Annotated in this window: 14 protein-coding genes; 13 read left to right on the top strand and 1 reads right to left on the bottom strand. The window is 34.0% G+C overall.

Annotated features, from left to right (window positions below; genetic code table 11):
• Positions 1-91: 91 nt before the first annotated feature.
• The 6 genes from ACY191_RS09950 to rny all read left to right on the top strand — a co-directional run bounded on the left by ACY191_RS09950 (position 92) and on the right by rny (position 6,484).
• Entirely contained in the window at positions 92-922 is an 831-nt protein-coding gene (locus ACY191_RS09950) for a DUF3388 domain-containing protein (protein ID WP_042738829.1), read from the top strand.
• A 39-nt stretch (positions 923-961) separates the two neighbouring features.
• Complete coding sequence (locus ACY191_RS09945; protein WP_042738828.1) at positions 962-1,354, top strand: helix-turn-helix domain-containing protein; 393 nt, start codon at positions 962-964, stop codon at positions 1,352-1,354.
• A 37-nt stretch (positions 1,355-1,391) separates the two neighbouring features.
• On the top strand, positions 1,392-1,970 hold the full coding sequence (gene pgsA / locus ACY191_RS09940) for a CDP-diacylglycerol--glycerol-3-phosphate 3-phosphatidyltransferase (RefSeq protein WP_042738827.1): 579 nt from the start codon (positions 1,392-1,394) through the stop codon (positions 1,968-1,970).
• A 188-nt stretch (positions 1,971-2,158) separates the two neighbouring features.
• Positions 2,159-3,307 (top strand): CinA family nicotinamide mononucleotide deamidase-related protein, encoded by a 1,149-nt coding sequence (locus tag ACY191_RS09935; protein ID WP_229367155.1) that lies wholly within the window; start codon positions 2,159-2,161, stop codon positions 3,305-3,307.
• Positions 3,308-3,475: 168 nt separating this feature from the next.
• Positions 3,476-4,522 (top strand): recombinase RecA, encoded by a 1,047-nt coding sequence (gene recA / locus ACY191_RS09930; protein WP_042738825.1) that lies wholly within the window; start codon positions 3,476-3,478, stop codon positions 4,520-4,522.
• 402 nt (positions 4,523-4,924) lie between these two features.
• Positions 4,925-6,484, top strand: a complete 1,560-nt coding sequence (gene rny, locus ACY191_RS09925) for a ribonuclease Y (protein ID WP_107512619.1) — start codon at positions 4,925-4,927, stop codon at positions 6,482-6,484.
• A gap of 191 nt (positions 6,485-6,675) precedes the next feature.
• Here rny and ACY191_RS09920 read toward each other — a convergent pair whose 3' ends face one another.
• Complete coding sequence (locus ACY191_RS09920; protein ID WP_042738823.1) at positions 6,676-6,891, bottom strand: hypothetical protein; 216 nt, start codon at positions 6,889-6,891, stop codon at positions 6,676-6,678.
• Positions 6,892-7,052: 161 nt separating this feature from the next.
• Here ACY191_RS09920 and ACY191_RS09915 point away from each other — a divergent pair, with 161 nt between their 5' ends.
• The 7 genes from ACY191_RS09915 to ACY191_RS09885 all read left to right on the top strand — a co-directional run bounded on the left by ACY191_RS09915 (position 7,053) and on the right by ACY191_RS09885 (position 13,842).
• Positions 7,053-7,841, top strand: a complete 789-nt coding sequence (locus tag ACY191_RS09915; protein ID WP_042738822.1) for a TIGR00282 family metallophosphoesterase — start codon at positions 7,053-7,055, stop codon at positions 7,839-7,841.
• 114 nt (positions 7,842-7,955) lie between these two features.
• Positions 7,956-9,716, top strand: coding sequence for a 2-oxoacid:acceptor oxidoreductase subunit alpha (locus ACY191_RS09910; RefSeq protein WP_042738821.1), 1,761 nt, complete (start codon positions 7,956-7,958; stop codon positions 9,714-9,716).
• On the top strand, positions 9,717-10,583 hold the full coding sequence (locus ACY191_RS09905; RefSeq protein WP_042738820.1) for a 2-oxoacid:ferredoxin oxidoreductase subunit beta: 867 nt from the start codon (positions 9,717-9,719) through the stop codon (positions 10,581-10,583).
• Between the two features lie 108 nt (positions 10,584-10,691).
• Positions 10,692-11,321, top strand: a complete 630-nt coding sequence (locus tag ACY191_RS09900; RefSeq protein WP_107512784.1) for a poly-gamma-glutamate hydrolase family protein — start codon at positions 10,692-10,694, stop codon at positions 11,319-11,321.
• A 125-nt stretch (positions 11,322-11,446) separates the two neighbouring features.
• Positions 11,447-11,743, top strand: a complete 297-nt coding sequence (locus ACY191_RS09895) for a thiamine-binding protein (protein ID WP_042738818.1) — start codon at positions 11,447-11,449, stop codon at positions 11,741-11,743.
• A 192-nt stretch (positions 11,744-11,935) separates the two neighbouring features.
• Positions 11,936-13,477, top strand: a complete 1,542-nt coding sequence (gene miaB, locus ACY191_RS09890) for a tRNA (N6-isopentenyl adenosine(37)-C2)-methylthiotransferase MiaB (protein ID WP_229367156.1) — start codon at positions 11,936-11,938, stop codon at positions 13,475-13,477.
• A complete protein-coding gene (locus ACY191_RS09885; protein ID WP_042738816.1) occupies positions 13,477-13,842 on the top strand; it encodes a YlbF/YmcA family competence regulator in 366 nt (121 codons plus the stop codon). The genes miaB and ACY191_RS09885 overlap by 1 nt, the downstream gene beginning before the upstream one ends.
• Positions 13,843-13,865: the final 23 nt, after the last annotated feature.

The following is a 13,865-nucleotide window of genomic DNA, read 5'->3' as shown; positions in this document are numbered from 1 at the left end:
ATTTTAATTTATTGTTTTTACTAGACGTTTATTTTTATCAAAGCTATTATAAATAATAACTGTTGTTTTGAAACGAAGGGGTGTTTATTTCATGGCAGTCGCTACTAGAAAAGAATGGTATTTAGAATATGAGATAACAATGAACCGTGCTGGATTATTAGGTGATATTTCAAGTTTACTTGGTATGATGGGGATTAGTATTGTCACTATTAACGGTATTGAAGAAAGTAGACGTGGTTTACTTATCAAGACTGATAGTTTAGAAAAGGTAAATCGCTTTGAAAACATTGTAATGGAAATTGATGATATTTCGATTACTAAATTGAGAAAGCCAGAACTGCGTGATCGTTTAGCTGTCCGTCATGGTAGATACATAGAGCAAGATGCCGATGACAAGAAGACATTTCGTTTTGAACGTGAAGACTTAGGGTTACTTGTCGATTTTATGGCTGAATTATTTAAAGAAGATGGTCATAAATTAATTGGTATAAGGGGTATGCCAAGGGTAGGAAAGACAGAATCTATCGTTGCAGCAAGTGTCTGTGCACATAAAAGATGGTTGTTTATCAGTTCTACTTTAATCAAGCAAACTGTGAGAAGTTCGTTGATTAAAGGTGAATATGACTCAGACCATGTCTATATTATTGACGGTGCAGTTACAGCACGTGAATCAAGTCAAAAGCACCAGGATCTTGTGAAGGAAGTAATGAGTTTGCCGGCTATTAAGGTAGTTGAGCATCCAGATTTATTTGTTGAAACAAGTGATTACGAAATGAAAGATTTTGATTATATTATTGAATTAAGAGAAAATAAAAATCAAGAAATCCATTATGAAGAAATGAAAAAACAAACAGTTAAAAGTAAAAACAATTTAGACTTTAGCGATGATGGTTTTGGTGGCGGTTTTGGCTTTTTTGAATAATCAAATTAATTACATTTTATTAAAGGAGGCTTTACAACTTTGAATTCAATAGGTCAAACTTTAAAAGGTCGCCGAGAGCGTTTAGGTATGACATTAAATGAATTAGAGTCTCGTACACAAATTAAAAGAAAAACACTGACATTGATTGAAAATAATGATTTTGCTTCACTGAAAAATCAAAACTATGCTGAAGGCTTTATTATAAAGTATGCTAAGGCAGTGAATATCGATTCGGATCAACTTATTGAAGCACACAAAGAAGAAATTCCCAATGCGGATTATGATTTGGATCAAGTCATTGCGGCTTTTTCAGGTGAGCATAAACCAACATATAGAAGTAAAGATAAAGAACCACTACAACTTGCTGTAGTCGTTAGTTTTATAGTTATTGTTACAGCTATACTGTGGGTATTAGCAGTATTATTCTTGTAGATGAATTTAAGTTATAAATAGAAATGAGGCATTTTATATGAATATACCGAATTGGATAACCGTTTTTAGAGTTATACTAATTCCAGTGTTTATGGTATTTGCATTAGCAGATTTTGGTTTTGGTAAAGTTTCTTTTATCGGTGGAAATGATATTAGAATTGAATTATTGATTAGTGGTGTTATTTTTATCATTGCATCGTTGAGTGACTTTGTAGATGGTTATCTTGCTAGAAAGTGGGAGTTAGTTACCAATATGGGTAAATTTCTAGACCCATTAGCAGATAAATTACTAGTGTCGAGCGCATTAATAGCATTGGTACAAATTGATTTAACAAACTCGGTTGTAGCAATTATCATCATTGCACGTGAATTTGCAGTCACAGGTTTAAGATTATTGCAAATTGAGCAAGGATTTGTCAGTGCTGCTGGACAATTAGGAAAAATCAAAACGGCCGTTACAATGGTAGCAATTGTTTGGATATTATTAGGCGATCCACTTGCAAATTGGATTGGTTTTTCACTAGGTCAAACATTATTATATATCGGTGTATTCTTTACAATCTTATCTGGAATTGAATATTTCTATAAAGGTAGAGATGTGTTTAAAGCTAAATAATGTCGAAATGCTGTCGAAAGCATTTAAAAGTTACTAAAGTCAGATAAATCATCTGACTTTTTTTGATTTGAAAAGACTAACCATACTTTTTTATCAATTAAAAACGAAATATTTCGTTTTTGCTTGTACTTCGTTTTATAATTTAACTATGTTAAATATAGTGTAGCTTGTATGAAGGAGGAGTTTTCTTGAATATATCAATAATCGCAGTGGGTTCTGAATTATTATTAGGACAAATTGCTAATACCAATGGTCAATATCTATCACAATTATTAAATGGGATTGGTCACAGTGTGGTGGAACATGCAGTTATTGGTGATAACCCGGAACGTTTAAAACGTGTATTCAATACAGCACTAGACAACAATGATGCAGTGATTCTAACTGGTGGTTTAGGTCCTACAAAGGATGATTTGACAAAGCATACAGTTGCGGAGGTGCTTGGTCGTGAATTAGTAACAGATAGTGCTGCTTTAGAAGATATTGAACAGTATTTTATCAAGCAAAACGTTGAAATGACGCCTAATAATCGTCAACAAGCACTTGTAATAGAAGGGGCAGAAGTGTTAGAAAATAAATTTGGCATGGCGCCAGGTATGTTAGTTAGACATAAGGATAAGAAAGTGATTCTACTCCCTGGGCCACCAAAAGAAATGCAACCTATGGCTAAAAATGAACTATTGCCATATTTATTAGATGGCGAACAAATTATCTTCTCAGAATTACTGCGTTTCGCTGGTATCGGTGAATCTAAAGTTGAAACAGAATTATTAGATTTAATCGATAATCAAACAAATCCTACAATAGCACCTTTAGCAGGTACTCATGAAGTGAATATCAGACTAACTGCAAATGGTGAAACAGTTGAAAACTGTAAAGCTTTGATTGATCCAATTAAAACAGAGATTCTAAAGAGAATTGGTGATTTCTATTATGGTTCTGACGATATTAAGTTAGAACAAGCATTGATGCAAAATATCGAACGTACATTTGCGATATATGATGGTGTTACTGATGGAGATTTATATTCTCGTTTAAAAGATTTTGACCAAGAAGATCGCTTATTAGGCATGTTGCCACATAATAACCAATTTATAAGTAATGACTTGGATATTGAGAGACAATTATCAATTTCAACGAATATTGTAAAGGATTTATATAAATCTGAAGTTGCAATATCATTACTATATAATAAAGATACGGTGTATTTAGGCGTTCTTAAGGAAGGCAAATTGTCTGTACAACATTTTAAAATGATACAACAACGCAATTTACTTAAACACCGAACACAAAATTATGTATTAATTAGATTGTTAAATCGTTTAAAATCCCAATAAATCAATATTTATCTTTATTTTTGAACAGTACGTGTGTTCTATATTAGACAAAACGAACAGTATTTTTAGCGAACAAATATTCGCAAAATGCTTGCACTAAAATAAAAATACATGTATAGTATGGGTAAGATAATTTTCAGAGACAAAACTCATTTAGGAGGTCCAGCATTGGATAACGATCGTCAAAAAGCTTTAGATACAGTAATTAAAAATATGGAGAAGTCATTTGGTAAAGGCGCAGTAATGAAACTTGGTGACAATAAAGCACGTAAAGTTTCAAGTGTTTCAAGTGGCTCAGTCACATTAGATAATGCTTTAGGAGTAGGTGGTTACCCTAAAGGTAGAATTGTAGAAATATATGGACCAGAAAGTTCTGGTAAGACTACTGTAGCATTGCATGCTATTGCTGAAGTACAAAAAAATGGTGGTGTAGCTGCATTTATCGATGCAGAACATGCGCTAGATCCAGTGTATGCTGAAGCATTAGGAGTAGATATCCAAAATTTATACTTATCACAACCGGACCATGGTGAACAAGGGCTAGAAATTGCAGAAGCATTCGTTCGTAGTGGTGCAGTAGATATTGTAGTTGTCGATTCGGTAGCCGCTTTAACACCTAAAGCAGAGATAGAAGGAGAAATGGGTGACACGCATGTCGGTTTACAAGCACGACTTATGTCACAAGCGTTACGTAAATTGTCAGGTGCCATTTCTAAATCAAATACGACGGCAATTTTCATCAACCAGATTCGTGAAAAGGTCGGCGTTATGTTTGGTAACCCTGAAACTACACCTGGTGGAAGAGCACTGAAATTCTATAGTTCAGTTCGTTTAGAAGTTAGACGTGCAGAACAATTGAAACAAGGTCAAGAAATTGTTGGTAATAGAACTAAGATTAAAGTTGTTAAGAACAAAGTAGCACCACCTTTCAGAATTGCAGAAGTTGATATTATGTATGGTAAAGGTATTTCTAAAGAAGGTGAATTAATCGACTTAGGCGTTGAGAACGAAATCGTTGATAAATCAGGTGCTTGGTATTCATATAATGGAGAACGCATGGGGCAAGGTAAAGAAAATGTTAAGACTTACCTTATGGAAAATCCAGCAGTTAAGAATGAAATCAATCAAAAGTTACGTGAAACTTTAGGTATATTTGATGGTGATGTCGAAGAGAGTGAAGAAGAACAACCAACTTCACTATTTGAAGATGAATAAGTTGAACTTAGTGCATACATGCAAATATTTTTAAAGCACGTGTCATATCCCGAGATTAGCAGATATCTAATCTCGGGATATTTTTATAAAAAGCTTTCAAATTGAGTGTCTAACGTTTGAATACGGTACTAATTATACTGAAAGTAGTAAAATAATAATTTAAATTTATGTGAAAAATTTTATTCTGATTTTCCATAAAATAAGGCGAATCGTGTGTTATCAACACCTATAGTAAATAAAGTGTAAAAGAGAGGTCTCTAATATTGAATTTATGTAGGTGGAAACCTTGACACTTCTTGTCTTTAAACCGTACAATTACATTGTATGATTCTTATATAACTTCATATAATCATATTGAATTTGATATACAGAGCAAAATCCTAGAAAAAAGGGGGTGTTTGTGTGAATTTATTAGGCCTCCTACTCGTTTTGCTAGGTATTATTCTCGGAGTTGTTGTAGGGTATATTATAGCCCGTAATTTATTGCATCAAAAGCAATTACAAGCAAGACAAACTGCCGAAGATATTGTCGAACAAGGTAAAAAAGAAGCAGATAATATCAAGAAGGAAAAGCTCCTTGAAGCTAAAGAAGAAAATCAAATCTTAAAAGAACAAAGTGAAAATGAACTTCGTGAAAGACGTGGTGATCTTCAAAGGCAAGAAGCCCGACTTCTTCAAAAAGAAGAAAACTTAGAGCGAAAATCTGATCTATTAGACAAAAAAGATGAGATTTTAGAGCAAAAAGAATCTAAACTTGAAGAAAGACAACAACAAGTAGATGCAAAAGAGAGTAGTGTTCAAACGTTAATAAATAAGCATGAACAAGAATTAGAACGCATCTCTGGTCTCTCTCAAGAAGAAGCAGCACAAGAACAACTTCAAAGAGTAGAAGATGAATTGTCACAAGATATTGCAATACTTGTTAAGGAAAAAGAGAAAGAAGCAAAAGAAGCAGTCGATAAAAATGCTAAAGAATTATTAGCAACAACTGTTCAACGTTTAGCTGCGGAACATACTTCCGAGTCAACAGTATCAGTTGTTAATTTACCGAATGATGAAATGAAAGGTCGAATCATTGGTCGTGAAGGAAGGAATATCAGAACGTTAGAAACGTTAACTGGTATTGACTTAATTATAGATGACACGCCAGAGGCAGTTATACTTTCTGGTTTTGACCCAATTAGACGTGAAATTGCTAGAACAGCATTAGTAAATCTTGTTTCAGATGGACGTATCCATCCTGGAAGAATTGAAGATATGGTAGATAAAGCTCGAAAAGAAGTAGACGATATTATTAGAGATGCTGGGGAACAAGCTACATTTGAAATAAATGTACATAATATGCATCCAGATTTAGTAAAAATCTTAGGTCGTTTACAGTATCGTACAAGCTATGGACAAAATGTACTAAAACATTCAGTTGAAGTTGCTCATTTAGCAGGTATGCTAGCAGCAGAATTGGGTGAAGATGTTACATTAGCTAAACGTGCTGGTCTACTTCATGACGTTGGTAAAGCGATTGACCATGAAGTTGAAGGTAGCCATGTTGAAATAGGAGTTGAATTAGCTAAGAAATATGCTGAAAGTGAAACAGTTATTAATGCAATTCATTCCCACCATGGTGATGTTGAACCTACTTCAATAATTTCTATTTTGGTTGCAGCAGCGGATGCATTATCTGCCGCTAGACCTGGAGCTCGTAAAGAGACATTAGAAAATTATATAAGAAGATTAGAAAGACTTGAAACATTATCAGAAAGTTATGATGGTGTTGAAAAAGCATTTGCTATCCAAGCTGGTAGAGAGATTCGAGTTATTGTATCGCCAGATACTATCGACGACTTAAAATCACACCGCTTAGCAAGAGATATTAAAAACCAAATTGAAGATGAACTTCAATATCCTGGTCATATAAAAGTGACAGTTGTTCGAGAGACTAGAGCAATTGAATATGCAAAATAACGTTCTAGATATTTAATGAATTCTAGAACTTAGTTAAAGCCTATCCATGATTTTGGATAGGCTTTAACTTTTTATAATGTTAGTAGTTATGAAAACAATAAAAGCTATCCTCAAATATTTGAGGATAGCTTTTATTGTTGAAGTATAGCTTGGATATAAATAAATTATCTTCAATTAGCAATTAATAAGTACTAAGTTAATTCTAAATCTGCTGCTTTAATTTCTTTTAAAACTTCAGCTGTGTCGTAACAGTTTGTTGAAATGTTAGAATGTCTTTCGGCTAATCGATAGGCATTTACATAGAGTTCTAAACTGTCTTTAGCGATATCTTCTGGATTGTCACTTTTTGATGGATTTGCTGTAACTACTAAGTCAGCAAATTTTTGTGGATCAATATTTATTGACATTTATAAATTACAACTCCTATATCTAGTTAAATTAATGTTACAGTACATTATTTACCACGTCATATCACTTTAAAACTTAGAAAATTGAATATATTTTTCACATTCACTTTTCATAATAAAAAAATTACATTAAACTATCAGTAAGAGAGGATGAACTGTTAATGAGAATACTTTTTATTGGGGATATTGTTGGTAAGGTAGGAAGAGATGCTATTAAAACATATTTACCGAAGTTAAAGCAAACACATCGCCCAACGGTTACAATAGTGAATGCAGAAAATGCTGCACACGGAAAAGGTTTAACCGAGAAAATTTATAAAGAACTATTAAGAGAAGGCGTAGATTTCATGACAATGGGTAATCACACCTATGGTCAAAGACAAATTTATGATTTTATAGATGATGCTAAGCGCATGGTACGCCCAGCTAACTTCCCGGATGCAGCACCTGGTGTCGGTATGCGATTCATTCAAATAAATGAGTTGAAATTAGCAATAATTAACTTACAAGGTCGTGCATTTATGCAAGATATTGATGATCCGTTTACCAAAGCAGATGAATTAATTGCACAAGCGAAACAAGAAACAGATTATATCTTTGTAGATTTTCATGCAGAAACAACATCTGAGAAAAATGCTATGGGCTGGTATTTAGATAACAGAGCAAGTGCAGTTGTTGGTACACATACACATATACAGACTTCTGACGAGAGAATTTTGCCTGGAGGTACAGGATACATTACCGATGTTGGAATGACAGGGTATTATGATGGCATTTTAGGAATTAATCGTGCTGAAGTGATTAATCGATTTTTAACGAGTCTGCCACAACGACATGTTGTACCTGATGAAGGTAGAAGTGTGTTGTCTGGTGTTATTATCGACTTAAATAAAGAAGGTAAAACGACACATATTGAACGCGTATTAATTAATGATGATCACCCTTTTTAAGCTATCGTCCATTAGTATGATTTTTAAAATGTTCCACTCTTTACATAGTAAAAGGGTGGTTCATTTTGATATGATGAAAGATGAATTATTAATACCACTAGGAGGCAAGATGATATGAAATCACAAGTATCATGGAAAGTGGGCGGTCAACAAGGTGAAGGTATAGAATCGACTGGGGAAATCTTCGCTACTGCTATGAACCGTAAAGGATACTACTTATATGGCTATCGTCATTTTTCAAGTAGAATTAAAGGCGGCCACACAAATAATAAAATAAGAGTATCAACAACACCTGTACATGCAATTAGTGACGATCTAGATATATTAGTTGCATTTGATCAAGAAACGATTGAATTAAATCATCATGAGATGAGATCTGATAGTGTCATTATCGCTGATAGTAAGGCGAAACCACAAAAGCCTGAAGACTGCAAAGCTGAGATGATAGATTTACCATTAACTGCAACTGCAAAGGAATTAGGTACGGCTCTAATGAAAAATATGGTTGCGATAGGTGCAACGTGTGCAGTTATGGATTTAGAATTAAGTGATTTCGAGAGTTTAATCACGAACATGTTTACGAAAAAAGGTGAAAAAGTAGTTGAAATGAATATCGAAGCCTTAAAAGAAGGCTATCGATTGATGAGCGAACAACTTGAACATATCACTGGAGACTTTGTATTAGAACCTACAAACCATAATCCTCATTTATATATGATTGGTAATGATGCAATAGGTTTAGGCGCATTATCAGCTGGTTCTAGATTTATGGCTGCATATCCAATCACACCTGCTTCTGAAATTATGGAGTATATGATTGAGAATTTACCAAAAGTAGGCGGAACTGTAGTACAAACAGAGGATGAGATTGCAGCAGCAAATATGGCTATCGGTTCAAACTATGCGGGAGTACGTGCATTTACGGCAAGTGCTGGACCTGGACTGTCGTTGATGATGGAAGCAATTGGTCTTTCTGGAATGACAGAAACGCCATTTGTTGTGATTAATACACAACGTGGAGGACCTTCAACTGGTTTGCCAACGAAGCAAGAGCAATCAGACTTAATGCAGATGATTTATGGTACACATGGCGATATACCTAAGATTGTTGTAGCACCTACAGATGCTGAAGATGCATTTTACCTAACTATGGAGGCCTTTAATTTAGCCGAGATGTACCAATGTCCAGTTATTGTATTAAGTGATTTACAATTATCTTTAGGTAAACAAACTGTCGATCAATTGGACTATAATCGCATTGAGATTAAACGTGGCGCAATTGTCCAGTCTGATATTGAAAGAGAAGAAGATGACAAATCTTATTTCAAGCGTTATGCACTTACGGAATCAGGCGTATCACCAAGACCGTTACCAGGAGTTAAAGGTGGTATACATCATGTGACTGGTGTTGAACACAATGAAGAAGGTAAGCCAAGTGAAGCAGCAGATAATCGTAATCAACAAATGGATAAGCGTATGCGCAAAGTTGAACATTTATTAATTAATGAGCCCGTTGAAGCGGATGTTGTTCATGATACTGCAGATATATTATATATTGGATTTATCTCAACTAAAGGTGCCATTCAAGAAGGTAAGGATAGACTAGAAGAACAAGGTGTAAAAGTGAATCATGTTCAAATTAGACAATTACATCCATTCCCTAAAGAAACACTACAGCAAGAAATAGATAAAGTGTCGAAAGTTGTAGTAGTTGAACATAATTACCAAGGCCAACTAGCAAATATTATAAAAATGAATGTAAATTTAGGTGATAAATTAATTAATCAGACTAAATATGATGGCACGCCATTTTTACCTAAAGAAATAGAACAAAAAGGATTAGAAATTGCCGAAGAGTTAAAGGAGTTGGTGTAAGTGGCAACATTTAAAGATTTCAGAAATAATGTTAAACCCAATTGGTGTCCGGGATGTGGAGATTTCTCTGTTCAAGCTGCTATTCAAAAGGCAGCAGCTAATGTAGGCTTGGAGCCTGAAGAAGTAGCTATTATCACTGGTATAGGTTGTTCTGGACGCTTATCAGGCTACATAAATTCCTATGGTGTGCATGGAATTCATGGTAGAGCCTTACCGCTTGCACAAGGTGTTAAAATGGCTAATAAAGATTTAACAGTTATCGCTTCAGGTGGTGATGGAGACGGTTACGCCATCGGTATGGGACACACAATACATGCCTTACGTAGAAATATGAATATGACATATATTGTAATGGATAATCAAATTTATGGTCTGACTAAAGGCCAAACATCGCCATCTTCAGCGCAAGGCTTTGTCACGAAATCAACACCAAAAGGGAATATAGAACAAAATGTAGCACCATTAGAACTTGCTTTGTCATCTGGAGCTACATTTGTTGCCCAAGGTTTCTCTAGTGATATTAAAGCTCTGACGAAAATGATTGAAGATGCAATAAATCATGATGGCTTTTCATTTGTGAATGTTTTCTCACCATGCGTAACTTATAATAAAGTGAACACATATGATTGGTTTAAGGAAAACTTAACTGATATCGCAGACATAGATGGATATGATTTTACAGATAAAACAATGGCAACACAAAAGGTGCTAGAATACAATTCACTAGTTAAGGGTATTGTCTATCAAGACACAGATACGCCATCATTTGAGTCTCAAATTGATGAAATGTCTAATGAAGCATTAGCAAAACAAGATATTCATTTGGATGAAACTCAATTTAATGAATTAACGAAACAATTTGTGTAATCGAAGGACTTTTAAATATTTTTATAGCTGATATAATTCAAGTGTCAAAGATACTGTGTTATATCAGCTTTTTTTAATAAATATGGAAATTAAAATAAGGAGTATATGATGGTAGATAAATATAGGACTATGGGAGAATTATTAACCAAAACTAAGCAAGGTGATGATTGGGATATCGTAACAAGAGAGGCAACAAAACCAGTTATTATAACTGCAGTGCATGGAGGGGCAATCGAACGTGGTACATCAGAATTGGCTGATTGCCTAAGTGATTTAGGTGATTATAAATATTACACATTTAAAGGTGTTAGAAAAAACAAAAACCATGAATTACATGTAACTTCGCGTCACTTTGACGAACCAAAATTACATCAAATGATTGAGGATAGTCAATTTGCAGTTTCAATACATGGTTGCATGGGCGATAAGTCAGAAGTTTATATTGGTGGACGTGACCTAGAATTAATTGCATCCATCAAAAATGAATTAGCAGACATTAATATTATAGTGAAAGATGCACCAAGTCATATATCTGGATTTCATAGAGATAACTTTGTTAACTGTTGTAAGCGGGAGGCAGGCGTGCAACTTGAATTGACAGTTGCATTGAGAAAAAGCCTGTTTAAAAATCGTAAATTCACTTTATCAGCTCGTGAAGATAAAAATAATTGGGATGATTTGATGTATCAATTCTCGGAAGCAATACATAACGCGTTGACACGTTGTAAAGTAAGTTAAGTACCATCATTCAAATGTATACTGTGAATATGTCAGTTGAAAAAGCTAACGATTACTATTTATTTGATGAATAATTTGTTAAAATGAAATGAATTGATATTCCGAATGAAGGGCTAGTGATAGATATGCATGATACATTAATGAGCGTTCAAATTATTCCAAAGACACCAAACGGTGAAGACGTGATTCCATATGTTGATGAAGCGATTAAAGTGATTGATGATTCTGGGTTAGCATATCGTGTAGGACCTTTAGAAACAACAGTACAAGGCGAGATGAATGAGTGCCTCATTTTAATACAAAAGTTAAATGAACGTATGGTCGAATTAGAAGTACCTAGCACCATTTGTCAGGTTAAATTTTATCATGTTCCAGAAGGTATAACGATTGAAACTTTAACTGGTAAATATGATGAATTATAGTGCTTTGCCGGTTCAACTTAATGTTGTTGGATCGGTTTGTTATCTTAAACGGCATTTTGCACTTTAGTGCTAAATTTAATATAATGAAGAGATGATTATATATTGAACTTAGAACGGTAATGCAATGAGTAGCATTGTTGGTTAATTTTAATTTTGTTCTTAGTTTATATGATATAGAGAGGATTTTGTAAAGTGAATGAAGAACAAAGAAAAAGTACTTCGATAGATATTTTAGCTGAACGTGATAAAAAAGCTAAAGACTATAGTAAGTATTTCGAGCATGTATATCAGCCGCCAAGTTTAAAAGAGGCACGTAAACGTGGGAAAGAAGAAATTAATTATAATAGAGACTTTCAAATAGATGAAAAATATCGCAATATGGGTCAAGGAAAGACATTCTTGATTAAAACATATGGTTGCCAAATGAATGCACATGATACAGAAGTGATGGCGGGTATTTTAGAGGCATTGGGTTATAAACCAATCGAAGATATTAATAAAGCAGATGTGATTTTAATAAATACTTGTGCCATTCGTGAAAATGCTGAAAACAGAGTGTTTAGCGAAATTGGAAACTTAAAGCATTTGAAAAAGGAAAAGCCTGAAACGGTAATTGGTGTTTGTGGCTGTATGTCACAAGAAGAATCAGTAGTGAATAAAATATTGAAGTCATATCAAAATGTAGATATGATTTTTGGTACACATAATATTCATCGCTTACCTGAAATATTAGAGGAAGCATATTTATCGAAAGCAATGGTAGTAGAAGTATGGTCTAAAGAAGGCGATGTCATTGAAAATCTACCGAAAGTACGTGAAGGTAATATTAAGGCATGGGTTAATATCATGTATGGCTGTGATAAATTTTGTACATATTGTATCGTGCCATTTACGCGAGGTAAAGAGCGTAGTAGAAGACCCGAAGATATTATCGAAGAAGTACGTGGTCTTGCACGAGAAGGTTATCAAGAAATCACTCTACTAGGTCAGAATGTTAACTCATATGGTAAGGACATTGATAGCTTAGAATATGGATTAGGGGATTTACTAGAGGATATTTCACGTATTGATATTCCACGAGTAAGATTTACTACGAGTCATCCGTGGGATTTTACAGATCGTATGATTGAAGTTATTGCAAATGGTGGTAACATCGTGCCACATATTCATTTACCAGTGCAATCAGGAAATAATGCAGTGTTGAAAATAATGGGACGTAAATACACACGTGAAAGTTATTTAGATTTAGTCGATAGAATTAAAACACAGATACCAAATGTAGCATTAACTACAGATATTATCGTGGGTTATCCAAACGAAACAGAAGCTCAATTTGAAGAAACATTAACCTTATATGATGAAGTTGAATTTGAGCACGCGTATACTTATATTTATTCACAAAGGGATGGTACACCAGCTGCTAAAATGCAAGATAATGTACCGATGGATGTAAAGAAAGATAGACTACAACGTTTAAATCAGAAAGTATCACAGTATTCTGAAGCGGCAATGAAACCATATGAAGGCCAAACAGTAGAGGTATTGTGCGAAGGTGCAAGTAAAAAGGATGATACTGTATTAGCAGGTTATACTGCTAAGAATAAATTAGTTAACTTTAAAGCGCCAAAGGACATGATAGGTAAAATAGTTGAAGTTCAAATCGATGAAGCGAAGCAGTATTCATTGAATGGTACATTTATTCGTGAAAGTGGAAAAGCTGTGGTGACACCTTAATGTATAATAAAGATGAAATTTTAGCTGAAGCTGATAGAATAAGTGAGCATATTAAAGACTTAGATATCGTAAAGGAATATCATCGTGTAGAACAACAAATTCATAATAATAAACAAATTGAACAGAAAATGAAAGATTTAAAAAAGAATCAAAAACAATCTGTCAATTTACAAAATTATGGAAAGACGGAAGCATTGAAACAATCTGAAGGAAAGATTCAAGAAATTGAACAAAATATTAACATTTTACCAATTGTTGAAGAATTTAAAGAGTCTCAAGCAGAGGCGAATGATTTACTACAAATGTTAATCAGTACAATGTCAGATCGACTAAATGAACATAATGAAGATAATAACAATACGTAATTGTATTTTTCAGGAAAGGGGAG

Source organism: Staphylococcus sp. TCBT05 (genome assembly GCF_055179755.1).
This window is presented reverse-complemented; position numbering and strand designations above follow the sequence as displayed.

Coding starts and splice junctions, on each gene's coding strand:
- pgsA (WP_042738827.1), top strand. CDS start 1,392: ATGAATATACCGAATTGGATAACCGTTTTTAGAGTTATACTAATTCCA.
- ACY191_RS09900 (WP_107512784.1), top strand. CDS start 10,692: ATGGTAGATAAATATAGGACTATGGGAGAATTATTAACCAAAACTAAG.
- ACY191_RS09910 (WP_042738821.1), top strand. CDS start 7,956: ATGAAATCACAAGTATCATGGAAAGTGGGCGGTCAACAAGGTGAAGGT.
- ACY191_RS09885 (WP_042738816.1), top strand. CDS start 13,477: ATGTATAATAAAGATGAAATTTTAGCTGAAGCTGATAGAATAAGTGAG.
- ACY191_RS09895 (WP_042738818.1), top strand. CDS start 11,447: ATGCATGATACATTAATGAGCGTTCAAATTATTCCAAAGACACCAAAC.
- ACY191_RS09950 (WP_042738829.1), top strand. CDS start 92: ATGGCAGTCGCTACTAGAAAAGAATGGTATTTAGAATATGAGATAACA.
- ACY191_RS09920 (WP_042738823.1), bottom strand. CDS start 6,891: ATGTCAATAAATATTGATCCACAAAAATTTGCTGACTTAGTAGTTACA.
- ACY191_RS09915 (WP_042738822.1), top strand. CDS start 7,053: ATGAGAATACTTTTTATTGGGGATATTGTTGGTAAGGTAGGAAGAGAT.